This window comes from Erythrobacter crassostreae (genome assembly GCF_019204045.1).
GTDB lineage: Bacteria > Pseudomonadota > Alphaproteobacteria > Sphingomonadales > Sphingomonadaceae > Erythrobacter > Erythrobacter crassostreae.
Genome location: NZ_JAGSPC010000003.1, coordinates 25462 through 49464, shown reverse-complemented (window position 1 = coordinate 49464; position 24003 = coordinate 25462). Strand labels below are relative to the sequence as shown.

Here is a 24003-nt window from a genome sequence, read left to right as displayed (position 1 = left end):
CGCGCCCTTAACGATAGGGCGCATCGGCTTCAAGATTAGCCGCGATGGCCCGTTCCCACTTGTCACCATTCGCGAGCAGCTTCGCCTTGTCATAAAGCAGCTCTTCGCGTGTTTCGGTGGCGTATTCGAAGTTTGGTCCTTCAACCACGGCATCCACCGGGCAGGCTTCCTGGCAGAAGCCGCAATAGATGCACTTGGTCATATCGATGTCATAACGCGTGGTGCGGCGACTGCCGTCTTCACGTGGTTCGCTCTCGATAGTGATCGCTTGCGCAGGGCACACGGCCTCACACAGCTTACACGCAATGCAGCGTTCCTCACCATTGGGATACCGCCGAAGCGCATGCTCGCCGCGAAAACGCGGGGACAATGGCGATTTCTCGAACGGGTAGTTGATCGTCACCTTAGGTTTGAAGAAATACTTCAAGGTCAACGCATGCGCCTTGAGAAATTCCCACAGGGTGAACGATTTGAGGAGCTGGGTTGCGGATGTCATGAAAAATGCCCCGTGGCCATCAGGTAGCCGGAGATAAGTGCAACAAAGATCAGGCTCATTGGCAGGAACACCTTCCAGCCAAGTCGCATCAGCTGATCATAGCGATATCGCGGCACGGTCGCCCAGATCCAGCTGAACAGGAAGAAGAAGAAGAACGTCTTGAGCAGGAACCACACGATCCCCGGCACATAGTAAAGCGGCGCCCACTCGACCGGCGGCAACCACCCGCCCATAAACAGCAGCGTGCACAGCGAGCACATCAGCAGGATGTTGGCATACTCACCCAACCAGAACAGCGCGAAAGCCATGCTTGAATATTCGGTCTGATAGCCCGCGACGAGCTCGGACTCCGCCTCGGTAAGGTCAAACGGTGCGCGGGCGGTCTCGGCCAGTGCAGAGATGAAGAACACCACGAACATCGGGAACAGCAGCGGGTTAAAGAAGAATCCGTTGACGAAGCCGAGGCCGTGCCCTTGCTGAGCCATGACAATGCCGCTCATATTGAACGTACCGGCAAACAGAACGACGCACACCAGCACAAAACCGATGGACACCTCGTAAGAGATCATCTGAGCTGCCGCACGCATGGCAGAAAAGAACGGGTATTTGGAGTTTGACGCCCAACCGGACATCACCACCCCGTAAACGCCCAGCGAGCTGATCGCGAGAATGTAGAGCAGCCCGACATTGATGTCTGACACAACAACGCCCGCATCGAACGGGATCACTGCCCACGCAGCAAGCGCCACCGTGAAGGTAATGATCGGCGCGAGCAGGAAAATACCCTTGTTTGCGGCCGACGGAATGATCGTTTCCTGAAGGAATACCTTAAGCCCGTCGGCAAAGCTTTGTAGCAAGCCGAAGGGGCCAACCACATTGGGCCCGCGGCGCATCATAATCGCGCCAAGCACCTTACGGTCGACATAGATCACCATCGCGACCGAGAACATGACGAGCAGCGAGATCGTGATGATCCCGACCAGCGTCGCCACAGTCCATGCCCATTCATAGGACATGCCGAAAGACTGGAAGAATTCGGTCATTCTGCCGCTTCCTTAATCTCGTCCGCATGCAGCAGCTCTTGCGAACATTGCTGCATCACCGCGCTTGCACGGGCGATTGGGTTCGTGAGGTAGAAATCCGCTATTGGATAGGCGCTAATCTCGCCCTCCGTTTTGGCTTTGCTGTCGGCTTTTGGCAGTTCTCCGTAATCGGCCAAACCTTCCTCGCCGAGTGCTGGCACAGCTTGGATCATAGCGCCTTGCAGCTCTTCAAAGCTGTCGAAACCAACCTTCACGCCTAGGCTGTCGGCGAGTGCGCGCAGGATCGTCCAGTCTTCGCGTGCATCACCTGGTGCGAACGTGGCTTTCTCTGCGAATTGCACGCGCCCTTCGGTGTTGACGTATGTTCCATCTTTCTCGGCATAGCTCGCCGCAGGCAGTATGATATCTGCCATATGCGCGCCGCGATCACCGTGGTGACCGATATAGACCTTAAGGCTGTCGGTGAAGGGCTCATAATCCATCTCGTCAGCGCCGAGGCTGAGCAGAACCTTTGGAGCCTGTTTAGCGATGTCAGCCATGCCTCCATCGACAGTGAAGTCGAGCATTAGCGAACCCATGCGAGCCGCACTCATGTGGAGCACGTTGAACCCGTTCCAACCATCACGAACCAGCTTGAATTTGTCGACGAGCTTAAGCGCCGGTGCGAGCGCACCTTTCGCCAATGCGACGCCGCCGAGGATCACAGCAGGACGTTCAGCCGCCTTCATCTTATCGCCTAGCGATTTCGGCACCCGGTTCAGAACTTTCAGGTCTTCTCCAAGGAATTCAGCGGGATAGGTTGTTTCCCATTCCGGACCGACGACAAAGACCTTAGCCCCACCCTTCACAGCCTTGCGAATGCGCGCATTCACCAGCGCCGCTTCCCAGCGGACATGGCTGCCCACAATCAGGATGGCATCAGCGGTCTCGATACCGGCCAATGTCGAGTTAAAGTTAACCGCCGCAATATTGCTGACGTCATACGTCATGCCGGTTTGCCGCGCTTCCAACTGAGTGGAGCCGCATGCCTTTAACAAAGTCTTCGCGGCAAACATCGTCTCGCAATCAACCATGTCTCCCGCAACCGCGGCGATGCTCGATTTCTTCTTGCCGAGTTGCTTTGATATAGCATCAAATGCTTCGGTCCATGACGCCGCAGCCAGCTTGCCGCCTTTACGGATAAACACCTTGTCGAGGCGACGTTTGGACAGGCCATCAACCTGATAGCGAGCCTTGTCAGACAACCATTCCTCGTTAACGTCATCATTTATGCGCGGCAGCGCGCGCATGACTTCGCGGCCCTTCGAATGCAGAGAGATGTTGGCGCCAACGGCGTCAGACACATCAATGCTGAGCGTGCGCTTTAACTCCCATGGCCGCGCTTCGAATGCGTATGGCCGCGACGTGAGAGCACCGACGGGACACAAATCGATCACGTTCGCCGAAAGCTCGTGGCTCGCGGCCTGCTCCAGATACGTCGTGATCTGCATGTCTTCGCCGCGATAGAGCGCGCCGATCTCGTCTACGCCCGCGACTTCTTCGGAGAACCGAACACAGCGTGTGCAATGAATGCAGCGGGTCATCGTGGTGCTGATGAGCGGGCCCATATACTTCTCGGTGACAGCGCGCTTGTCCTCACGCTCGTAACGCGAGCCACCCCGGCCATAGGCGACAGCTTGGTCTTGCAAATCACACTCACCGCCCTGATCACAAATCGGACAATCAAGAGGGTGGTTGATGAGCAGAAACTCCATCACCCCTTCGCGGGCCTTCTTAACCATCGGCGTGTCGGTGCGGATTTCCTGACCTTCGCCAGCGGGCAATGCGCAGCTAGCCTGCGGCTTGGGCGGCCCGGGCTTCACCTCGACCAAACACATGCGGCAATTGCCTGCAATGCTTAGGCGCTCGTGATAGCAGAAACGCGGGATTTCCTTGCCCGCAAGCTCACACGCTTGCAGCACAGTCGCGCCTGCGGGAACCACGATTTCTTGGCCGTCTACGGTGACCTTAGGCATCTTCAATTTCTTCCTGTGCAGCGAGCAAGCGGTAAGATGCTGTTGCCAGCATTGACCGCATAGCGAGCGGCGAAGCCTCAATAGGCGCACCGCGCTGTGTGCAAACTTTGGTAACCGGCTTCAAGGCGGACAGAGCGGCTTGCTCTTCTTCCGTTTCGAACTCGGTTTCAAACAATTTTGCCGCAAGATGTGGTGCGCCGCGAACGGTGCACATCGCAATTTGATCAGTATAGCTGAAGGTCGTCGGATCACGTCCAATAGCAGCCATCGAAAGCCGGCTGAGTAAGGATTCTTGGCTATCTTCGATAAGCTGTTCTGCAAGACCGCCAGCGAATGGAAGACCTGTTAAGCGGATTTGCCGATAAGCGCGTGGCATCGCTCTAAAACACTGCTTGCTGACACGGGTTTGAGCGAGCTCGTTCAAAGCGCTCTTATAACCATCATCCCTATAGTCGAGCAATAAGACGGACTTTACCTCATCACGGCGTTCTTGCGCGATGCAATTAGTCCAAGCGGCGACGGCCCCGCGCTGCTTCGAAACGTCTCGTTCCATGCGCTTGGGCTGTGCATGGGCAAGGCCAGAGACGAGGCTAAGTGCAACACCGAGGGCAATAAACTTCTTCACTCGGCCGCCTCCGCAAACTGTGCGTTGTGCTCGTGAATACGCTTCTCAAGCTCTGGACGGAAGTGACGGATCAAACCTTGGATTGGCCACGCCGCCGCATCGCCGAGCGCACAGATCGTGTGACCTTCGACCTGCTTGGTCACTTCGTGCAGCATATCGATTTCTTCGATTGCGGCATCGCCGGTGCGCAGGCGCTCCATCATGCGCCACATCCACCCTGTGCCTTCACGGCACGGCGTACATTGGCCGCAGCTTTCGTGCTTATAGAAGTAGGAAAGACGGCTGATCGCGCGAACGATGTCGGTCGACTTGTCCATGACAATGACAGCCGCTGTGCCAAGCCCTGAGCCAAGGTCTTTCAGCCCGTCAAAGTCCATCGGCGCGTCCATAATCTGCTCGGCCGGGACGAGCGGAACAGAAGAGCCGCCTGGGATCACCGCGAGAAGATTGTCCCATCCGCCGGTGATGCCACCGCAATGCTTCTCGATCAGCTCGCGGAACGGGATGCTCATCTCTTCTTCGACAACGCATGGCTGTTCGACATGACCGCTGATCTGGAATAGCTTCGTACCGTGATTGCCTTCGCGCCCGAAGCTGCTGAACCACGATGCGCCGCGCCGCAGGATTGTCGGAACAACCGCGATGCTTTCGACATTGTTGACCGTGGTCGGGCATCCATAGAGTCCCGCGCCCGCAGGGAATGGAGGCTTAAGCCGAGGCTGGCCCTTTTTGCCTTCAAGGCTTTCAATCATCGCGGTTTCTTCACCGCAAATATACGCGCCTGCACCGCGGTGCATGAACACGTCAAAGTCATATCCAGTGCCCGATGCATTCTTGCCAATCAGGCCTGCGTCATAGGCTTCGTCGATTGCCTTCTGAAGCGTTTCGGCTTCGCGAATATATTCGCCGCGAATGTAGATGTAGGCCGCCCGCGCACGCATAGCGAAACCGGCCACAAGCGCACCTTCGATCAGCTTATGCGGATCGTGGCGAATGATCTCGCGGTCTTTGCACGACCCAGGTTCGGATTCATCGGCGTTGATGACAAGAAAGCTTGGGCGGCCATCAGCTGAGCTTTTCGGCATGAATGACCATTTGAGGCCCGTGGGAAAGCCGGCCCCGCCCCGTCCGCGCAGGCCGGATGCTTTCATCTCTTCGATGATCGCTTCATTGCCGCGCTCGATCAGAGCTTTCGTGCCATCCCAATCGCCGCGTCTTTGCGCCGCCTTCAGGCCCCAATCCTGAAAACCGTAGAGATTGGTGAAGATGCGGTCCTTATCAGCCAGCATCGCCGTCATCCTTCGTCTTGTTCATTTTCAATTGGCGCAGGCAAACGACCTGGAACAGCAGGCCCATACTCATCAGCACAATACCCGTGGTTCGATTGTCGTTCGTGGCAGCAAGATATGCGCCAGCGAAAAAGCAGAATAGGCCCGCGATAGCTAGAATGAGAACGCTGCTATTCATTCGCTCTCTCCGTTTTGAGTAAGATAGACGAGGCCAACAATCGCCAACGCTGCACCTGCAGGGGCGAACACCCAACCAACGGTGAGGCCAAGCGAAAGAATTACGCCCAGACCGGCGAGCACGAACGTAATGCCGATGGCCTTGTTGTCTCTCTTTTCTGGCATCAATACTCGCCCCGATAATCGTGGTTCGCATCGACCATCTCTCTGAGAGTGGTTGCACCGTTCTTTGGCTCGGATGTGTGACGACCTGGCTCCTGAGTGCCGGATTTGGGCGTGTCACCCTTGGCGAGTGCGTCGAGCACGGCATCGAGCCGCTCAACCGTCAGGTCTTCGTAATTGTCGTCGTTGATCTGAACCATCGGCGCGGTTGCGCAATTGCCCATGCATTCGACTTCGGTCAGCGTCCAAAGGCCGTCTTCGGAGACATGGCCCATTTTCATACCGCGCGATTTGCATGCGCTGATAATGTCATCGGACCCGCGCAGCATGCATGGCGTGGTGCCGCAGACCTGCACATGGTATTTCCCGACCGGCTTCATGTTGTACATGAAATAGAATGTCGCAACTTCGAGCACGCGGATCACTGGCACATCGATATAAGCGGCGACATATTCAATCACCGGCAGCGGCAACCAGCCTTGCGTATCGGTTTCTTCGCCAACCTGACGCTGAGCCAAATCGAGCAGCGGCATCACCGCCGATTTCTGACGACCATCGGGGTATTTGGCGATATGGTAGTCAGCCGTCTTCTTGTTGGCTTTTGACCAAGCAAAAGACCCCCAGCGTTCGCGGAGCTCAGGCGTGTCGGGTGCGGGTGTACGATCAGCCATTGGTTTGCCCTTCCGCTTTCTGACTAATCACAAAGGCAACTGCGACGGCTAAGGTAAATATGATCGCAATTGGTTTCGCGATCGACACGTCGGCAAAGCCAAGTGCGATCAAAGCTATCACCACCATAAAATACGCGACAACGCCGATAAAAACTGAAGCGAGGACATTCTTAATGTAGGTCACCGGTCACACTCCCCGAACACAACATCAATCGCGCCGAGAATGGCGGTTGCATCGGGCAGCATATGCCCTTTGCTCATGAAATCCATCGCTTGAAGATGTGAAAACGCGGTTGGGCGGATTTTGCAGCGATATGGTTTGTTGCTGCCGTCACTCACAAGATACACGCCGAACTCGCCCTTAGGGCTTTCGGTTGCGACGTAGACTTCGCCTTCGGGCACGTGGAAGCCCTCTGTGTAGAGCTTAAAGTGGTGGATCAGGCTTTCCATCGACTGCTTCATCTCGCCGCGTTTTGGCGGGGAAACCTTGCCATCGTCGCTCGCAATTGGGCCTTGGGGCATTTGGGCGATGCACTGCTTGATAATCTTCGCGCTCTCGCGAATTTCCTGCACGCGGACCATAAAGCGGTCATAGCAATCGGAGTTGGTGCCGACAGGAATATCGAATTCCATCCGGTCATACACATCGTAAGGCTGCGATTTGCGCAAGTCCCACGGAATGCCCGCTGCGCGGATCATCGGGCCGCTAAAACCCCAAGCGACGGCATCATCGCGGCTAACCACGGCGATGTCGACGTTTCGCTGCTTGAAGATGCGGTTGTCTATAACGAGGCTCATCGCGTCGTCGAATAGCTGGAAGAATCGGTTGTCGAGCCAGTCACCGATGTCAACGAGCAGCTTTTCCGGCACATCCTGATGCACGCCGCCCGGACGGAACCATGCCGAGTGCATGCGCGCGCCCGAAGCCCGCTCGAAAAAGTTCATACAATCTTCGCGCAGATCCATGATCCACAGGTTCGGCGTGAACGCACCGACGTCCAGAACATGCGCGCCCATATTGAGCATGTGGTTCGAGATACGGGTTAGCTCGGCGAACAACACGCGCAGATATTGCGCGCGCTCCGGCACTTCGAGGTTCAGTAGCTTCTCTATCGCGAGCACATAAGAATGCTCCTGACACAGCGGCGAACAGTAATCGAGCCGGTCAAAATAAGGCAGCGCTTGCAAATACGTCTTTTGCTCGATCAGCTTTTCGGTGCCGCGGTGAAGCAGGCCGATATGCGGGTCGATCCGTTCAATCACTTCGCCATCCAGCTCCATCACCATGCGCAAAACGCCGTGCGCAGCCGGATGCTGAGGACCAAAGTTGATCGTGTAATTGGAGATGACTTCGCCGTCAGTGGTGGGCGATTCTTCGATTTGCATACCGCCGGTCATGCTCCGCCCTCCTCTTTCTCATCGGTGATTTCGACTTCAACCATGTTAGGGGGGACAGCTTCTGTCCCCTCTTCGGCGAGTTCTTCGGCTTCCTCACCAGCGCCCGTGTCCGCAGGTTTTTCGGTAGTTTTGGGCTTGTCCACGTCAGGTGGACCGTCGGCTTTTTCATCGCCGGGCAGGACATAATCGGAGCCCTCCCATGGGCTGAGGAAGTCGAATGTGCGCATATCCTGCGGCAGTTCGACCGGCTCATACACTACCCGCTTTTCCTCCTCGGAATAACGCAGCTCGGTATAGCCAGTCATCGGGAAATCTTTGCGGAAAGGATGCCCTTCGAAACCGTAATCGGTCAGAATGCGGCGAAGGTCTTTGTTGCCTGCGAATGTCACACCGTACATGTCGAACACTTCACGTTCCAACCAACCAGCGTTGGGCCAAAGCGTTGTGACCGTCGGAACCGGTGTGTTCTCATCGGTGGAACATTTCACCATGATTCGGTGGTTTTTCGTGAGCGACAGGAGCATGTAGACGACTTCAAAACGCTCGGCGCGGTCCGGATAGTCGGCGCCCGCGATTTCCATCATTTGCTGATATTTGTGATCGTCACGCAGAATGCGCAGCACATCTTCAATCGCGTCGCGTTGCACCGTGAAAATAACTTCGCCGTGCTTTTCACTCGCTGATAAGAGCCAGATGCTGATGCTTTCGCTCAGCTCAGCGATAACGCCTTCATTAGAGGCGAATTTCGGGGCGGAATGCACAACAGCCATCTTAGCGCTCAATCGTCCCAGCGCGGCGAATTTTCCGCTGCAATTGCATTACGCCATAAAGCAGCGCTTCGGCAGTCGGAGGGCAACCGGGAACGTAGATGTCGACCGGCACAATCCGGTCGCAGCCGCGAACTACGCTGTAGGAATAGTGATAGTAGCCGCCCCCATTGGCGCAGCTTCCCATGCTGATCACATATTTCGGATCAGACATTTGATCGTAAACCTTGCGCAGCGCCGGCGCCATCTTGTTGCAGAGTGTGCCCGCAACAATCATCAGGTCAGACTGACGCGGTGATGCACGAGGAGCTGCGCCGAAACGTTCCATATCGTAACGCGGCATGTTGGCGTGGATCATCTCCACCGCGCAGCATGCTAGGCCAAACGTCATCCACCAAAGCGAGCCCGTACGCGCCCACTGGAACACGTCCTCTGTGGAGGTGACGAGGAAACCCTTGTCACTCACCTCAGTTTGGAGCGCTTTAAAATAATCCGCATCGGGCTGCTTGATTTCGCCGCCCTTGGCTGTCGGCATGGTCATAGCCGCTTCGCTCGCGCTGATCGGCACGGTTGGCGGAGTGATGATTGTATTGTTCGAAGAGCCTGTCATTCCCAGTCCAACGCCCCTTTCTTCCATTCGTAAGCAAGGCCGACTGCTAGGATGAACAGGAACGTCATCATACCGATCCATCCGACCCACTGGGTCTCACCCAAGCTGACTGCCCAAGGGAACAGGAAGGCAGCTTCGAGGTCGAAGATAATAAAGCTGATCGCGACCAGATAGAATCGCACATCAAACTGGCTGCGCGCGTCCTCGAATGCGGGAAAGCCGCACTCATATTCGCTGAGCTTTTCAGCGTCTGGATTGTGCGAGCCTGTCAGCCGTGAAACGCCCATGGGCAGGAACACAAAGAGCACTGAAAGCCCGAATGCGATGAAGATGAATATCAGTATCGGTAGATACTGGCTGAGGTCGATCACAGCGATGTCCAAATCTGATTAATCCCTAGCGCCCGCGTCTAGGCGTGTCGCTTGCGCCGCGCAAGACCGCGACTCGGGCAAATCTGGGTATTCCTGTTGCAGAAAATCGAACACCCCCCGCATTGGAGGCGGCTCATGCGCGAAAACCCCTATTTCATCATGGTCGCGGCGGCTTTGACAGTCGCCTTACCATAGGGTGGCTTGAACCCGCCCAGCTTGGCAATGTCGATCTTTGGCTGGTGATAAACGGCGCGTGCGTGGCTGAATTCACGAAAGCCTTCGATCGCATGGTAACTGCCCATACCCGACGGGCCAACGCCGCCGAATGGGAGGTCTTCCATCGAAACATGGAAAATCACATCATTGGTTGTGACACCGCCAGAGATAGTGCGAGTAAGAACGCGTTCCTGCTCGTCCTTGTCATCGCCAAAATAATACAGCCCTAGCGGACGATCATGTTCGTTCACATAATCCACAGCCTGATCGATGGCCTTGTAAGTCTTAACCGGCAGAACGGGACCAAAGATTTCTTCCTGCATAACCTTCATTTCATCGGTGACATTCTTGACGATGTTCAGCGGCATCTTGCGCTGGTTTGCGTTTGCAAAGTCTTCGTTGCCCGGATTGACCTCGATCACTTCGGCACCCTGCTCGCGGGCATCCTCGACCAAGCCTTGCAAGCGCTCAAAATGGCGATCCGACACAATCGAAGCGTAATCGTCATTCTCAAGCAGTGTCGGGTAAAGATTGGCCACACCTTTGGAAACGCCAGCGACGGCCTCGTCCTGCTTGTCTTCCGGCACATACATGTAGTCCGGCGACAGACAGATTTGCCCCGCATTCATCATTTTACCCAGAGCAATGCGTTCGCCTGCTTTTTCAAAATCGGCGCTGCGGCCCATGATGACGGGAGATTTTCCGCCAAGTTCAAGGGTGACCGGCACGAGATTCTTCGCCGCTGCCTGCATTACCAAGCGGCCGGTCGGGGTCGATCCGGTGAAAACAAGATGGTCAAATTGCAATTCGGTAAAGGCTGCTGCAACTTCCGGCCCGCCGGTAACAACGGCAACTTCATCGGGCGTGAAATACTCTGCCACCAACTCCGCCATCAGCAAGCTGGTGCGTTCTGTGAATTCGCTCGGCTTGATCATCGCGCGATTGCCTGCAGCCAGAACCTGCATTAGCGGCGAGAATGCCAGATTCACCGGGAAGTTCCACGGGCTAAGGATACCGATGACACCTTTAGGCTCATAGCGGACTTCCGCTTTCGCGCCGAGCAGACCGAGTGGAAATTGAACCGGACGTTTTTCAGGTTTAGCCCACTTATCCATATTCTTTAGCGCATGTTTGCCAGCCCCCACGGTGCCAGCAATGTCGGTCAGCATGGACTGCTCCATCGCGCGATTGCCGAAATCGGCGCTCATCGTTTTGCAGAATTCCTCTGCGTGTTCTTTGAGCAGCGCCATTGCGCGTTTGATACGGTCTTTGCGCATAGCCATTGATTCAGGACGCGATGCGGTGAAGGCATCACGTTGGCGTTTCAAAAGCGCTTCTTGTTCTTGGCGGCGGTCATCAGCCATTGGCTCTCTCCGAAGGAATTGGTTTTGATTTGCTATCTGGTTGGCCGAAACCTTGCTTCCATGCAAGCGCAGGCGGTCTCTAAGCATGGCAATTGATCTTGTCGCAGCGCAGCATTACATCGCGCTCAACACAGATATTTCTCAGGAGCCATCCGCATGCCGCAATTTTCCGAAGCCGATCCGATCGTCATCCTTTCCTATGCCCGCACCCCCATGGGCGGCATGCAAGGCGTGTTTTCCGATGTCTCGGCAACGGATTTAGGCGCTACTGCTGTAAAGGCTGCCGTCGAGCGTTCGGGCATTGACGGCGGCGACTTTGACCGCGCCTATATGGGCTGTGTCCTCCCCGCTGGCCTCGGTCAGGCACCTGCCCGCCAAGCCGTGATCAAAGGCGGCCTGCCGAAATCTGTTCAGGCTACCACTGTGAACAAGGTCTGTGGATCAGGCATGCAAACCGTAATTATGGGCGCAGAGGCTCTTGCCAGCGGAACAACCGACATCGTTCTCGCAGGCGGTATGGAAAGCATGACCAATGCCCCGTACCTTCTTAAAAAGCATCGCTCTGGCGCGCGCATCGGCCACGACACCACTTATGACCATATGTTCCTTGATGGCCTCGAAGATGCCTATGAAGAAGGCCGCGCGATGGGTACTTTCGCGCAGGACACCGCTAACGAATACCAGCTAACCCGCGAAGAGCAGGACGAATATTCGATCGAATCGCTCCGACGCGCGAATGCCGCAATTGAAAGCGGAGCATTTGCTGGCGAGGTTGTCCCTGTCACATTCTCAACCCGTAAAGGCGAAGTCACTGTCGACACAGACGAACAGCCTGGTCGTGGTCGCCCGGACAAAATTCCGCAATTGCGCGCTGCCTTCGCAAAGGACGGCACCATTACCGCCGCAACGTCCAGCTCGATCTCTGACGGCGCAGCTGCTGTGGTTCTAACACGTGAAAGCGTCGCTAAACACAAAGGCGCCACGCCAGTTGCAAAGATCGTGGCGATGGCAGCCCATGCGCGCGAGCCCAAAGACTTCACGGTCGCGCCTGTCGGTGCAATCGAGAAAGTACTCAAAAACGCGAGCTGGAGCGTTGATGATGTAGAGCTGTGGGAAGTGAACGAAGCTTTCGCTTGCGTGTCCATGTTCGCGATGCGTGACATCGGAATTCCGCACGAAAAAATCAACGTAAATGGCGGCGCAACCGCTTTGGGTCATCCAATCGGTGCATCGGGCACGCGTATAATCGTCACTCTCCTCAACGCACTCAAATCGCATGGCAAGACAAAGGGCGTCGCCAGTCTTTGTATCGGCGGCGGTGAAGCGACAGCGGTCGCAATCGAGCTTGTCTGAATTGGCATATGGGCGGGCCCTACGGCTCGCCCGTTCCCCAAAGGCGCTGCACCGGAACCCATCCGGTCCGACCCGTAACGCTAATCTCGCACCAATCTTCGCGGCATCCTATCAACTTTGCCACGACACCGGGCTCTGCGCGCCATCGTAATGCAGAGGTAACGCCGGGAGCCGCCCGAAGGTCGACGAGTCCGTCTCCTGTGACCAAGACGCCTCGGTCCAGTGTAAGTTGGCTGGACGCAACCCAACCCTGTTCGCCTTCCGGATCTTCGACAAGCCGCCAGCCTTCCCGCAGGCGGATCACCTTCATAGGCATGCCTTTGCGCCGGTAAATCCAATCAATCTTGTATTCGCGGCTAGGGCCTACCCTCATCCGCACTTCATCATAGCGCAGCGACGTCCAATACGGGACATCGCGGTCCTGCGCTTGCGCTTGCTCTGAAGCAAATGCCGTCAGGACCAACGCACCAAGAGCAGCAAGGAGAAAGGAGCGGATAGCGAGCATGGCTGAGACTATTACTCGCAACGCGCCCCGCATCAAGTCGCTTAGGTGTAAACAGATTTCCACGACTGTTCGCAGCAGGCGTGCCCTGCGGGTTGACCGCCCTGCCCCAATCGCCTTAGCCCGCCATATGGCCGCAACGCACACACCGCCGCATTTCCCATCTGGCAAGCCGTCAGTGGTCGTAACTCGCCAATTAATGCCCAGCGTCGAAATGCGGATGAGCGAGCTCTATGACGCATCGTTAAACAGCGAAGACGTGCCAATGAGCCGGGATGCGATCATCGCCGCGATGCAAAATTGCGATGTCCTCGTACCGACAGTGACGGACATGATCGATCGTGAAATGATCGAGGCTGCAGGCGAACGCTTAAAGCTGATTGCCAATTTCGGTGCGGGCACTGAACACATTGATCTTGCAGCAGCAGCCAAGCGCAAAATCTTCGTCACGAACACGCCCGGCGTTTTCACAAACGACACCGCAGACATTGCAATGGCAGGTATTATCGGCGTGCCGCGCCGCATTCGTGAAGGCACTGCTCTGGTCCGTAAGGGGGAGTGGTCAGGCTGGGCCCCGTCAGGGCTCCTTGGCCGCAAACTGGGCGGAAAAACGCTTGGCATTATTGGCATGGGCCGCATCGGTCAGGCCGTAGCCCACCGTGCACGCGCATTCGGTCTTGAGGTGATTTACTCCACCAGAAAACCGCTTCCCGCTGCGCTTGAACAAATGCTCAGCGTAAAACGTGTTGCCGACGTCGATGAGCTCATCGCGCAGGCCGATATTCTAACGCTTCACTGTCCGCTGACAGACGATACGCGAGGACTGTTGGATAGTCGCCGTATTGGCCTAATGAAAGACGGGGCCAGTGTCATCAATACGGCGCGCGGCGAACTGATCGACCAGGAAGCTCTGATAGAAGCTCTTTATGCCGGCAAACTCGCAGGAGCCGGATTGGATGTTTATCCAGACGAGCCCAATGTAGATGAACGCTTGCTTAGACACCCCAACGTGATGACCTTGCCACATATCGGCAGCGCAACTGCAGAGGGGCGCGAGGCCTCTGGCGAGAAGGTCATCGCCAATATCCGTTTCTGGGCTGATGGCCACAGACCGCCAGACCAAGTTTTAACCGCATTGATCGGATAGATATTGATGATTGCAGACCCTGCCGCATTGGTAACGCCGGATACTGGCGACACCGCTTGGGTTCTGGCGAGTTCAGCGCTCGTTCTCTTGATGACACTGCCGGGTCTTGCCCTGTTTTACGGAGGGCTTGTTCGCGCGAAGAACGTTCTTTCGGCCCTTCTCCAATGCGGCGCAATCGCAGCGCTTGCATCGATTTTGTGGGTCTTTGTCGGCTATACACTTGCCTTCGGCCAAGTGACGAATGGATGGATCGGCGGCGGCAATGCCGTGATGCTGATGGACCTCGGCACGTTGCGAGCCGGAACCGCTATACCGGAAAGCACTTTTGCCCTGTTCCAGATGACATTTGCGGCGATCACGCCGGCCCTGATGGTTGGCGCATGGGTTGAAAGAGCACGTTTTTCTTGGGTGCTGGGTTTCTGCGCACTTTGGCTGTTGATCGTATACGCTCCCGTTGCACACTGGTTATGGGGCGGTGGATGGCTGGCTAGCCAATTTGGAACCTTGGATTTTGCAGGCGGCCTCGTGGTTCATACCACTGCAGGTGTTTCAGCTCTCGTCGTCGCTCTGCTGCTCGGCCGGCGTGAAGGCTTTCCGCAGAAACCAATGCTGCCACATGCTCCAGTGCTGACCATGATCGGCGCGGCCTTGCTTTGGGTCGGATGGTTTGGTTTCAACGGCGGTTCCGCCATCGGCGCGAACGATAACGCGTCTAGCGCAATCCTTTCTACTCACGTTGCAGCCAGCGCGGCTGCTTTGACCTGGCTGCTTTGTGAAAAGCTGAGCTTTGGCAAACCGACCAGCATCGGTTGGGCGACAGGGGCAATCGCCGGACTCGCGACAATTACGCCCGCCGCTGTTTTCGTGTCACCCGGTGCCGCGATCATCTTTGGCGCAATGGGCGCACTCGTTTGCTATGGAGCGATCCAGCTGGTGAAGAACCGCTGGCACATCGACGACAGCTTAGATGTCTTTGCGGTTCACGGTGTTGGCGGGCTGCTCGGAACAATGCTGCTCGCCATCTTTATCTCTCCGGATCTCGGCGGAACCGGATATTTCGGGGATATGACCATGACAGGCCAACTGGGTGCGCAAGCGATCGGCATAGGCGCAGTCGCTCTTTGGAGCGCGGTAGGGACTGTTATCATCGCGTTGATGGTTTCGATTGTTTTCCCGCTAAGAGTGGAAGAAGAGGCCGAGCAAGATGGGCTCGATCTGACAAACCACGGTGAGCGTGGTTGGGATCTCGACTAACCGTTCAGAGAGACGAAGACGGCAGCCTTAGAGATTTTCGAACTGCGGCATGCCCAGAACGTGGAAACCGCCATCGACATGGATGATCTCTCCAGTCGTGTAGGCTCCAGCATCGCTGCATAGATACACTGCCGTTCCGCCGACTGCTTCCAACGTCGCATTGCTTCGCAAAGGTGAATTGGTGTCGGTATGCCGATAGGTGCTGCGCGCGCCTCCGATGGCGGACATAGCCAACGTTTTCATTGGACCGGGACTGATCGTGTTGACGCGGATGCCATCCGGACCGAGATCGTCGGCGAGATAGCGCACTGACGCCTCCAAAGCGGCTTTGGCCACACCCATCACGTTGTAATTCGGCGTAACACGGGTTGAGCCCATATAGCTTAGCGTAAGTATCGTGCCTCCGTGCTCAACCATCATCGGATGAGCGCGCCGCGTCACTTCGATCAAGCTGTAAGCCGATATATCCAGTGAGTTTTGGAAGTTCTGGCGCGAAGTATCGAGGATACGGCCCGACAATTCTGACTTATCGGCATAGGCAATCGCGTGAACTACAAAATCCAGCCTTCCCCACCGTTCCTGAAGTCCTGCAAACGCGGCATCCAGCGACGCATCATCGGTCACGTCCACATCGAGCATGAAATCTGAACCAACGCTTGTCGCGAGCGGCTCCAACCGCTTTCCAAAAGCCTCACCTTGGTACGTGAAAGCGAGCTCAGCCCCCGCATCTGCGCACGCTTTGGCGATGCCCCAAGCAATAGACCGATCATTGGCCACGCCCATTACGAGGCCGCGTTTTCCGGCGAGTACACCCATGTTTGCTGGCATATTCAAACCCCTCACCTCGCGGCCCCTAAAGCCGTTTTCTCAGTTCACCCGTGAAATTTCGACATCAGCATCGAACCATTGGTGCCGCCGAACCCAAATGAATTGGTCATCACCGTATCAAGTCCGGCATTCTCAACGAGCTCGGTGGCGATCTCTTCAGGCTTAAGCGCTGGATCAAGAGTTTCGACATTGATGGATGGAATGATAAAGTCATTTTCCAATGCGAGCAGGCAATAGATTGCTTCTTGTGCACCGGTGGCCCCTTGGCTGTGTCCGGTCATCGATTTCGTGGAACTAACGGGCGGAGTTGATCCGTCGCCAAAGACCCGGCGCACTGCCTCGATCTCGCCGACATCGCCGACCGGCGTCGAAGTGCCGTGAGCGTTGATGTAACTAACTTTGCGATCGGCGCTGAGCGTTTTGATCGCGCCGCGCATGGCGCGTTCGCCGCCCTCACCCGATGGTGCAACCATGTCTGCACCGTCCGATGTTGCGCAGAATCCGGTGACTTCGGCGTAGATTTTAGCGCCGCGGGCCTGCGCATGCTCAAGGCTTTCGAGCACAAGCATCGCGCCGCCGCCGCCGATGACGAAACCATCACGGTCGGCGTCAAAAGCACGGGACGCGCGTTCCGGCGTGTCGTTATACTTGCTCGACATCGCACCCATCGCGTCGAACAGACATGACAGTGTCCAATCCAGCTCTTCGCCGCCGCCGCCGAACATCACGTCCTGCTGGCCCAGCGCAATCTGCTGCGCCGCCATGCCAATGCAATGAAGCGAGGTCGAACAGGCCGAGGTGATGGAGAAGTTCATGCCCTTGATCTGATAGGCAGTGGCAAGATTAGCGCTTACGGTCGACGACATAGTCTTCGGCACGGCAAACGGCCCAATGCGCTTCGTTGCGCCCGTACTCAGCACTGTTTGATGCGCAGCCAACATAGCGGAAGTGGATGGACCACCGGACCCGGCAATCACACCGGTCATCGGATTGATGACATCCTTTTCTTCAAGCCCCGCATCGGCAATGGCTTGCCCCATTGCAATATGAGCATAGGCTGCCCCTGGTCCCATGAACCGCAATGTGCGCTTGTCCACATGCTCTTTGAGATCAAGATCGACCGCGCCCGCAATCTGCGAGCGGAAACCGTGTTCGGCCATATCTTCGTTGAATGTGATGCCGGATCTGCCCGCCTTCAGCGAAGCCAGCACTTCGGATGAATTGTTGCCAATCGAGGATACGATCCCCAGCCCGGTAATGACGACGCGACGCATGTTTTTCCCCTATCGCCTAACCCACTCACGCTTCTGCCCTCTTTAGGCTTCTGAGAGCGCTACTTTCATATCTTTAACCTGATAAATGACCTCGCCATCGGCCTCAACACGGCCATCGGCCACGCCCATGGTCAAACGCCGGGTTTGCACCGCTTTGGTGAAATCCACAAAATAGGTCAGCTTTTTCCGGTCAGGGCGCACCATGCCAGTGAGCTTTACCTCGCCAACACCCAGAGCATAACCGCGGCCCTGCCACCCGCGCCAACCGAGATTGAAGCCGGTAAGCTGCCACAGGCCATCTAGACCAAGACAGCCGGGCATGATCGGATTGCCAGGAAAGTGGCAGTCGAAAAACCAAAGGTCCGGTTTGATGTCGAATTCCGCCACCACATGCCCCTTACCATGGGGACCGCCCTCGCCCGAGATGTCGGTAATCCGGTCCATCATCAACATAGGCGGTTCGGGCAGTTGCGCGTTGCCAGGGCCAAACAATTCACCCCGCGCGCATTTCAGCAGATCATCACGGTCAAAGCTGGTTGGAAAATCTGTCATCGGCGTTGGTACGCTCCACCTGTTTGCAATTCACTATTTGAATATGCGCCATAGAGTCGCGAAGCAGGCAGTGCAATGATCGCGAACACCACGGGCTGTCGGTATCACCCGTTGCTGCACGCCTTGATATCCGAAGGATCGGTGCGAGCTTCGCTGCGCTCGAATCGCGCAAAGTAACCGCGGATATCCGGTCGTTCGATAAATTCGACCAGATTGTATCCAACCGCATCGAACTCGCAGAAAAGAAGCTTGGGCGGGATGCCGTGGCGATCAGTCGGCCTGTCCACATCAACAACGATGATCTGGCCGTCTTCGGCCATAGCGGGCCAGAGACGCCACAGAAACGCATATGGCTCTGTCACTTCATGGTACATGTGGACCAAAAAGATGCGATCAAAACTGTCGACAGGCAATTGGGGATCGTCGGGCTGCCCAAGCTTGATTGAGATGTTTTCGAGGCGCTCTCTTTCGACGCGGCGCCCCAATCGCTGCAAAGCCTCGCGGCTGATGTCTTGCGCAAGAACACGGCCATCTTCCCCGACACGCTGCGCCAATCTGACGGTATAGTACCCCTCACCAGCACCAATATCGGCGACTGTGGTGCCTTCTTCGATGTTGGCAAGGTCCATCACGACCTGAGCTTCATTGCGCTCATCGCGGGCGTCTTCGTTGGAGAATTGGTTCGAAATAATCTCGGCAACGGGTCGGTCGGGCAGCGGGAATTCGAGCGCCGTTGCGGGCCGGTTGGACTGGTCGACCATCGGTTCGCAGGCGACAAGGACCGGCGCAAATGAAATCAAACATATGGTAGCAAAGCGCATCATGGGATCGGCAACGCCCGCATACCCGAGACAAAGACATTGAACGCCAAATCACCCTGACGCCACGGAGATTGCCTGTTTTCGGTTCGTTCTGTCACGGCAATCGCTGTCTTGCAAAACACCTCATCCAGCGATTGGCGGCGGGCGATTTGCTTCGCAAACTCAATCGCAAATGGGCTTCCCTTACCCGGTGCTGGACCATCTTCAGCGACATTGCCCGGCTCAGTGGAAAAGAATGCCACAGCGGAAAGTCCTCGCAAATTTCCGAGCTGCTCCAATCCGCCGGATGAAGCGCTGATGTCGGAAAACGTCACATAATTGATGCTGCGGGTGGCTCCCGAAATCTCGACAATCTCAATTTGGTCATCTGGCTCAACGTCGAAATAGGGATTGTTGCGACAAGCATTGATCACGATGATCGCTCCTCGCTCGCGCTCAGTTATCTGGGTCACCAGTGAGCCCAGCGGGGTCAGCGATTTGCCATCAGAGCTCATCAGAAAATTTTGCCCCTCAATCTGAAATCTATGCCCAGCAAAATAGAAAAGACCGATATCATCGCCCGATAGAGTGTCGAGCCATAGGTCCAGACCTTCTTGCCATTCTTGCGCGGCGCGTTCTTCTAGAACGGTCAGTTCCGAAACACTCGTTCCGCGCAATGCCGAGCTGACGAGACCCACTTCTACGCGCGGATTGGCAAGGCGCAAAGCCTCGTTTTCAGCCGCCTCGTAATTGGCGGCGATCAGCTCTCCGGTATCGACAATATCGAGCTGTTCATACCGCACGCCCGCGGTGATCGCGAAATTTTCGTTCAAGCGGCGTTGCCATGTGGCCTCGAGATCAATCCGCTCTACATCGGTGATGCCGACAAGATTGCTGACTTCGAGGTCACGAACGTCCTGAAAACCGGCTACGAGCCTGATCTGCCTTGTCGAGGTAAGGTTTGATGCACCTGCCCCTTCACCATACATGCCGATGAGCGTGAACCGGTCGCGATCATCGCCGAAATTGATCATCGCTCCAACCATGGGAAAACCAATCTGGTCGGCGAGAACCGCGCTGGATGGCTCGGTTGATGTCAGGATGGTTGGAAGCTGCAGAATTTGTTCAAGCTGCTCTTCGCGCTCTTCATCGCGGATTTGTGCGGCATCTTCAACTCCGCGCTGGTTCGAAGTGCGCAGGTTGGAATTGTCAAAATAGTAGGCAACGCGCGGACCGATCAAGACATCTGCATGTGCAGGCGCCGCGAGGCCTGCGCACACCCCAGCAAGAAGGAAGGTGCGCAATTTCATCACTCTACGTCCTCGATCTCGACAGTCTCCCCGGTGACCTGCTGAGCGAGTGCAGCCGATATGAACTCATCAATTTCACCATCGAGGACCTTGTCAGGCGAACTGGAGGTTACTCCTGTGCGTAGATCTTTCACCATCTGATACGGCTGCAAAACGTAAGAACGGATTTGGTGGCCCCACCCGATGTCGCTTTTTTCCTGATAGTCGCTCGAAGCGGCGGCCTCACGCTCAGCCATTTCGCGTTCGAACAACCGCGCTTTCAACATGTTCATCGCGGTTGCGCGGTTCTTGTGTTGGCTGCGATCATTCTGGCTAGCAACAACGATGCCGGTTGGCTGGTGTGTGATACGAACGGCGCTGTCTGTGGTGTTGACGTGCTGACCGCCAGCTCCCGATGCACGGTAAGTATCGATTTTTAGGTCAGATGGATCGATTTCGATCTCGATATCATCGTCGATTACGGGATAGACCCACACGCTTGAAAAGCTGGTGTGGCGCTTTGCTGCGCTGTCATATGGGCTAATCCGGACGAGGCGATGAACTCCGCTTTCCGTCTTGGAATAGCCGTAGGCGCCCTCGCCCTTGATCAGTAGCGTGGCGGACTTGATGCCAGCCTGGTCGCCAGCCTGATATTCAACCGTTTCGATCTTGAACCCGCGCCGTTCAGCCCAGCGGCCATACATACGAAACAGCATCTCAGCCCAGTCCTGGCTCTCCGTGCCGCCCGCGCCTGCATGAATTTCAAGATAAGTGTCATTGCCATCGGCTTCACCCGAAAGCAGCGCCTGAACTTTATCAGCGTCAGCGCGATCAGCGAGGCGCGAGAGACTTTTAAGACCATCATTTACGATGCCCTCTTCGCCTTCTGCCTCACCCATTTGGATGAATTCGACGGCGTCGCTCATTTCGGCAGAAATCTCGCGCACGGTATTCACCGCAGTCTCGAGCGTCTTTTGCTCACGGCTGATCGCTTGTGCTTCTTTCGGATTGTCCCACAAGGTTGGATCCTGCACACGCGCATCGAGCTCGTCGAGACGGCGCAAGGCCCGCTCCCAATCGAGCGATTGACGGACCAGATCAAGCGCTGCTTCAATCCGGTCGATATTGGCTTGGGCCTCGGCCCGCATAAGCTATCCTTTAAACACTCGTCTTGGAGTCTCGCTTAACGCGGAAGGCACAATTGTAAAGCGCGGGCAATCAAGCTGCCCGCCGCAAACTTGTCAGTAAATGCCGCCTTGATCCTCGACAAAGTCTTCAGGTTGACCGTCGCTGCTTTCAACACTTGGTCCCGCATTGCGGCTTGCACGGATGAGCGCGAGAATTTCATCACGTTTGGCAGCAATCTCATCCTGCCTTGTCGAACGTTCCGGTTCGGAATCAGGTTTGAACGCCTCCCAAATTACGTCTGACTTTGCGTTACCGGTTGGCCAGCGATCAAACACTCGCTTGCCCGTGCGCCGATCCACCCGGACCATCCGCACACCTGCGGGCGCAATCGCGGGGAGGTCAACCCAGCGTTCGCGTGAGTTTTGGATAAGATCTTTGATAATCGGCGCAGCGATTGTGCCGCCTTGTGCATAGCCACCCATATTTTTGGGTCGGTCGAAACCGACATATGCGCCTGCGATCAATTGTTGAGTTCCACCAACGAACCAAACATCTTTGGGACCTGTCGTCGTACCGGTTTTGCCGAAAAGCGGCAGGCCAAGAGTATTCAGAACCGTGGCGGTTCCGCGATCCACAACGCCTTCGAGCATATGCATGGTCTGGAATGCGGTGCGAGCGTCCATCACTTGCTCGCCTTTCATGCCAAAGCGCGGCATCGAATTGCCATCCCACTCAGCCATGTTGCAGCCATTACAGTTGCGATCGTCGGCGCGCCAAATAACTTTGCCGCGGCGATCTTGCACATAGTCGATAACAGTCGGCTGATTCAGGCGACCATGATTTGCCAACGCGGAATACGCATTCACCATCCGCAGGACAGTTGTTTCTTCAGAACCAAGCGCAGTCGCGGCATAGGGATCAGCTTCGCCAATGCCAACCGCTTCAATCGTATCAACGACGTTTTCCATACCCGCCTGCATGCCGATTTGGACCGTCATAATGTTCTGTGACTGCTCTAGGCCGTATCGCATAGGGAATTGTCCGGCTCGGCCGCCACGGATGCATTTCTCGCCCAGTCGGTTGCCCTGATAATAGCAGAACCGGGTATTATCGATTTCGGTCGAAGGGGTCATCCCGTTGTCGAGGCCTGTAGCATAGACAAACGGCTTAATTGTCGACCCGGGTTGCCGCATTGCCTGCGTCGCCCGATTAAAGTCCGAAAGGCGGTGATCGAACCCGCCCTGCATGGCGACCACGCGTCCAGTCTGCGGGCTTTGAACAACCAGACCGCCTTGGGCTGTTGGAAGCGACGCGACGCGGAAACCGGAACCTTGCGGGCGCACAACAATCACATCGCCAGCCTTCAAGGCATTTGGCAGACTTGAAAGAGGCGCTTCCTCTCCATCGGCGAAGCCAATTGTCGCACTGCTGCCGCTGCGTTGAGTAACGACGCCGACACGCCAATCCTTGTAGCCGATCGATATGTAAGAGCTGGCGAGCTGCCCCGCCCAATTGCCTTCGCTCAAATCAATATTTGCGACAGGACCGCCCCAGCCCCTACGGCCGTGATAGCGGACTAACCCAGTTCGCAGCGCATCGCGCGCCGCCTCCTGAATTTCGGGATCAAGTGACGTGCGAACCCAAAGACCACCTGCATAGACGCTGTTATCGCCTGTTTCAGCATTTTCGCCGAACTGATCAATCAATTGCCGGCGAACTTCTTCGAGGAAATAGCCAGCATCTACAGAGCGCTGGGTACGCTGTGTTGCAAGCCCCAGTGGTTGGCTTGCAGCCTGCTGGCGTTCGGACGCGCTGATGTAGCCGTTCTCTTCCATCTGACTGAGAACAAAGTCGCGGCGGACTAAAGCCGCTTCTTCCTGCCCTCTGCGGCCATACCGCTCTGGCGCTTTGGGTAGGATCGCAAGGAACGCCATTTCGTGCAATTCCAGATCGCCGACATCTTTGTCGAAATAGGCGCGCGCCGCTGCCTGCACGCCAAAACTGCGGCGGCCAAGAGGAATTTCATTAAGGTAAAGCTCAAGGATTTCCTGCTTGCTCAACACCCCTTCGATACGGCTCGCTAGGATCATTTCCTTCAGCTTACGAGTGACCGAATATTCGTCACCTAGCAAAAGTATCTTGGCCAACTGCTGGGTGATCGTAGAGCCGCCAACCGCGCGATCGCCTGAGCCGAATTTCGTCGCATAATCGAACACCGCATTTGCGGTGCCGGTCACATCAACGCCGCCGTGGCTAAAGAATGTTTTGTCTTCTGCGGACAGATACGCGCCGACCAACCGCTCGGGAAAATCGGGATATTGCAGCTGTACCCGGCGCTCACGAGCATAGGAATGGACGATTTCGCCATCCGCACCGCGCACCACCGTGGGCAGCGGAGTTTCGTATTCGAGCAGGCTTTCCGCTTCGGGAAGATCGCTCGCCAGCCATACGAAAACCGCGATCCAGAAGACTATTCCCAAACCGATCAAAACTGCCGCGATTTTGAAGAGCCAGCTCGCTCGCCACTTTTGCGCAAACCAGCCCGCAACGCCGCCCAAATCGCGGTTCAGGCGGTAACGAAAATATTCGAGGCTGGAGGCTGGGGCTGTTTCGGTCATCGTTTCAATGCGGTTAGCACGACTTCAATCGGACTTTCCAGCACCTTTGCAACG

At 56.1% G+C, this 24003-nt stretch carries 25 protein-coding genes; 3 read left to right on the top strand and 22 right to left on the bottom strand.

Going from position 1 to position 24003, the window contains the following annotated elements; genetic code table 11:
- Positions 1-7: 7 nt before the first annotated feature.
- The 14 genes from nuoI to KCG46_RS11555 form a co-directional block, all read right to left on the bottom strand.
- On the bottom strand, positions 8-496 hold the full coding sequence (gene nuoI, locus KCG46_RS11620) for an NADH-quinone oxidoreductase subunit NuoI (protein ID WP_218405600.1): 489 nt from the start codon (positions 494-496) through the stop codon (positions 8-10).
- Entirely contained in the window at positions 493-1539 is a 1047-nt protein-coding gene (nuoH, locus tag KCG46_RS11615) for an NADH-quinone oxidoreductase subunit NuoH (protein WP_218405599.1), read from the bottom strand. Before nuoH ends, nuoI begins: the two co-directional genes overlap by 4 nt.
- On the bottom strand, positions 1536-3554 hold the full coding sequence (gene nuoG / locus KCG46_RS11610) for an NADH-quinone oxidoreductase subunit NuoG (RefSeq protein WP_218405598.1): 2019 nt from the start codon (positions 3552-3554) through the stop codon (positions 1536-1538). Before nuoG ends, nuoH begins: the two co-directional genes overlap by 4 nt.
- A complete protein-coding gene (locus tag KCG46_RS11605; RefSeq protein ID WP_218405597.1) occupies positions 3547-4179 on the bottom strand; it encodes a hypothetical protein in 633 nt (210 codons plus the stop codon). The genes nuoG and KCG46_RS11605 overlap by 8 nt, the downstream gene beginning before the upstream one ends.
- Complete coding sequence (gene nuoF, locus KCG46_RS11600) at positions 4176-5468, bottom strand: NADH-quinone oxidoreductase subunit NuoF (RefSeq protein WP_218405596.1); 1293 nt, start codon at positions 5466-5468, stop codon at positions 4176-4178. Before nuoF ends, KCG46_RS11605 begins: the two co-directional genes overlap by 4 nt.
- The gene (locus KCG46_RS11595) at positions 5458-5646 is read right to left on the bottom strand and encodes a hypothetical protein (protein WP_218405595.1); all 189 of its coding nucleotides are present in this window, start codon (positions 5644-5646) and stop codon (positions 5458-5460) included. The genes nuoF and KCG46_RS11595 overlap by 11 nt, the downstream gene beginning before the upstream one ends.
- Positions 5643-5810, bottom strand: a complete 168-nt coding sequence (locus tag KCG46_RS11590; protein ID WP_218405594.1) for a hypothetical protein — start codon at positions 5808-5810, stop codon at positions 5643-5645. Before KCG46_RS11590 ends, KCG46_RS11595 begins: the two co-directional genes overlap by 4 nt.
- Complete coding sequence (locus KCG46_RS11585; RefSeq protein WP_218405593.1) at positions 5810-6478, bottom strand: complex I 24 kDa subunit family protein; 669 nt, start codon at positions 6476-6478, stop codon at positions 5810-5812. The genes KCG46_RS11590 and KCG46_RS11585 overlap by 1 nt, the downstream gene beginning before the upstream one ends.
- Positions 6471-6662: a hypothetical protein gene (locus KCG46_RS11580; RefSeq protein ID WP_218405592.1), complete on the bottom strand. Its 192-nt coding sequence runs from the start codon at positions 6660-6662 to the stop codon at positions 6471-6473. Before KCG46_RS11580 ends, KCG46_RS11585 begins: the two co-directional genes overlap by 8 nt.
- A complete protein-coding gene (locus KCG46_RS11575) occupies positions 6659-7876 on the bottom strand; it encodes an NADH-quinone oxidoreductase subunit D (RefSeq protein WP_218405591.1) in 1218 nt (405 codons plus the stop codon). The genes KCG46_RS11580 and KCG46_RS11575 overlap by 4 nt, the downstream gene beginning before the upstream one ends.
- On the bottom strand, positions 7873-8646 hold the full coding sequence (locus KCG46_RS11570; RefSeq protein WP_218405666.1) for an NADH-quinone oxidoreductase subunit C: 774 nt from the start codon (positions 8644-8646) through the stop codon (positions 7873-7875). The genes KCG46_RS11575 and KCG46_RS11570 overlap by 4 nt, the downstream gene beginning before the upstream one ends.
- Position 8647: 1 nt before the next feature.
- On the bottom strand, positions 8648-9184 hold the full coding sequence (locus KCG46_RS11565) for a NuoB/complex I 20 kDa subunit family protein (protein ID WP_218405665.1): 537 nt from the start codon (positions 9182-9184) through the stop codon (positions 8648-8650).
- A 65-nt stretch (positions 9185-9249) separates the two neighbouring features.
- Complete coding sequence (locus tag KCG46_RS11560; RefSeq protein ID WP_142789129.1) at positions 9250-9624, bottom strand: NADH-quinone oxidoreductase subunit A; 375 nt, start codon at positions 9622-9624, stop codon at positions 9250-9252.
- A 149-nt stretch (positions 9625-9773) separates the two neighbouring features.
- Entirely contained in the window at positions 9774-11204 is a 1431-nt protein-coding gene (locus tag KCG46_RS11555) for a coniferyl aldehyde dehydrogenase (RefSeq protein ID WP_218405590.1), read from the bottom strand.
- 156 nt (positions 11205-11360) lie between these two features.
- Here KCG46_RS11555 and KCG46_RS11550 point away from each other — a divergent pair, with 156 nt between their 5' ends.
- Positions 11361-12557, top strand: a complete 1197-nt coding sequence (locus KCG46_RS11550) for a thiolase family protein (RefSeq protein ID WP_218405589.1) — start codon at positions 11361-11363, stop codon at positions 12555-12557.
- Positions 12558-12576: 19 nt separating this feature from the next.
- Here KCG46_RS11550 and KCG46_RS11545 read toward each other — a convergent pair whose 3' ends face one another.
- On the bottom strand, positions 12577-13062 hold the full coding sequence (locus tag KCG46_RS11545; protein ID WP_218405588.1) for an SH3 domain-containing protein: 486 nt from the start codon (positions 13060-13062) through the stop codon (positions 12577-12579).
- Positions 13063-13189: 127 nt separating this feature from the next.
- Here KCG46_RS11545 and KCG46_RS11540 point away from each other — a divergent pair, with 127 nt between their 5' ends.
- The gene (locus KCG46_RS11540; protein WP_218405587.1) at positions 13190-14206 is read left to right on the top strand and encodes a 2-hydroxyacid dehydrogenase; all 1017 of its coding nucleotides are present in this window, start codon (positions 13190-13192) and stop codon (positions 14204-14206) included.
- 6 nt (positions 14207-14212) lie between these two features.
- Positions 14213-15460 carry an ammonium transporter gene (locus KCG46_RS11535; protein ID WP_218405586.1) on the top strand — a complete coding sequence of 416 codons (1248 nt, stop codon included), beginning with the start codon at positions 14213-14215 and terminating at the stop codon, positions 15458-15460.
- Positions 15461-15487: 27 nt separating this feature from the next.
- Here the strand turns inward: KCG46_RS11535 and KCG46_RS11530 are convergent, their stop codons facing one another.
- From KCG46_RS11530 to KCG46_RS11500, 7 genes are all read right to left on the bottom strand, one after another.
- The gene (locus KCG46_RS11530; RefSeq protein WP_305040803.1) at positions 15488-16288 is read right to left on the bottom strand and encodes an enoyl-ACP reductase FabI; all 801 of its coding nucleotides are present in this window, start codon (positions 16286-16288) and stop codon (positions 15488-15490) included.
- Positions 16289-16332: 44 nt separating this feature from the next.
- Complete coding sequence (fabB, locus tag KCG46_RS11525; RefSeq protein ID WP_218405585.1) at positions 16333-17562, bottom strand: beta-ketoacyl-ACP synthase I; 1230 nt, start codon at positions 17560-17562, stop codon at positions 16333-16335.
- 42 nt (positions 17563-17604) lie between these two features.
- Positions 17605-18114 carry a bifunctional 3-hydroxydecanoyl-ACP dehydratase/trans-2-decenoyl-ACP isomerase gene (gene fabA / locus KCG46_RS11520; RefSeq protein WP_218405584.1) on the bottom strand — a complete coding sequence of 170 codons (510 nt, stop codon included), beginning with the start codon at positions 18112-18114 and terminating at the stop codon, positions 17605-17607.
- 104 nt (positions 18115-18218) lie between these two features.
- Positions 18219-18938, bottom strand: a complete 720-nt coding sequence (locus KCG46_RS11515) for a class I SAM-dependent methyltransferase (RefSeq protein ID WP_218405583.1) — start codon at positions 18936-18938, stop codon at positions 18219-18221.
- Entirely contained in the window at positions 18935-20224 is a 1290-nt protein-coding gene (locus tag KCG46_RS11510; RefSeq protein WP_218405582.1) for a caspase family protein, read from the bottom strand. Before KCG46_RS11510 ends, KCG46_RS11515 begins: the two co-directional genes overlap by 4 nt.
- Positions 20224-21351: a peptide chain release factor 2 gene (gene prfB, locus KCG46_RS11505; RefSeq protein ID WP_218405581.1), complete on the bottom strand. Its 1128-nt coding sequence runs from the start codon at positions 21349-21351 to the stop codon at positions 20224-20226. The genes KCG46_RS11510 and prfB overlap by 1 nt, the downstream gene beginning before the upstream one ends.
- 93 nt (positions 21352-21444) lie before the next feature.
- Positions 21445-23949: a penicillin-binding protein 1A gene (locus tag KCG46_RS11500; protein ID WP_218405580.1), complete on the bottom strand. Its 2505-nt coding sequence runs from the start codon at positions 23947-23949 to the stop codon at positions 21445-21447.
- Positions 23950-24003 lie beyond the last annotated feature (54 nt).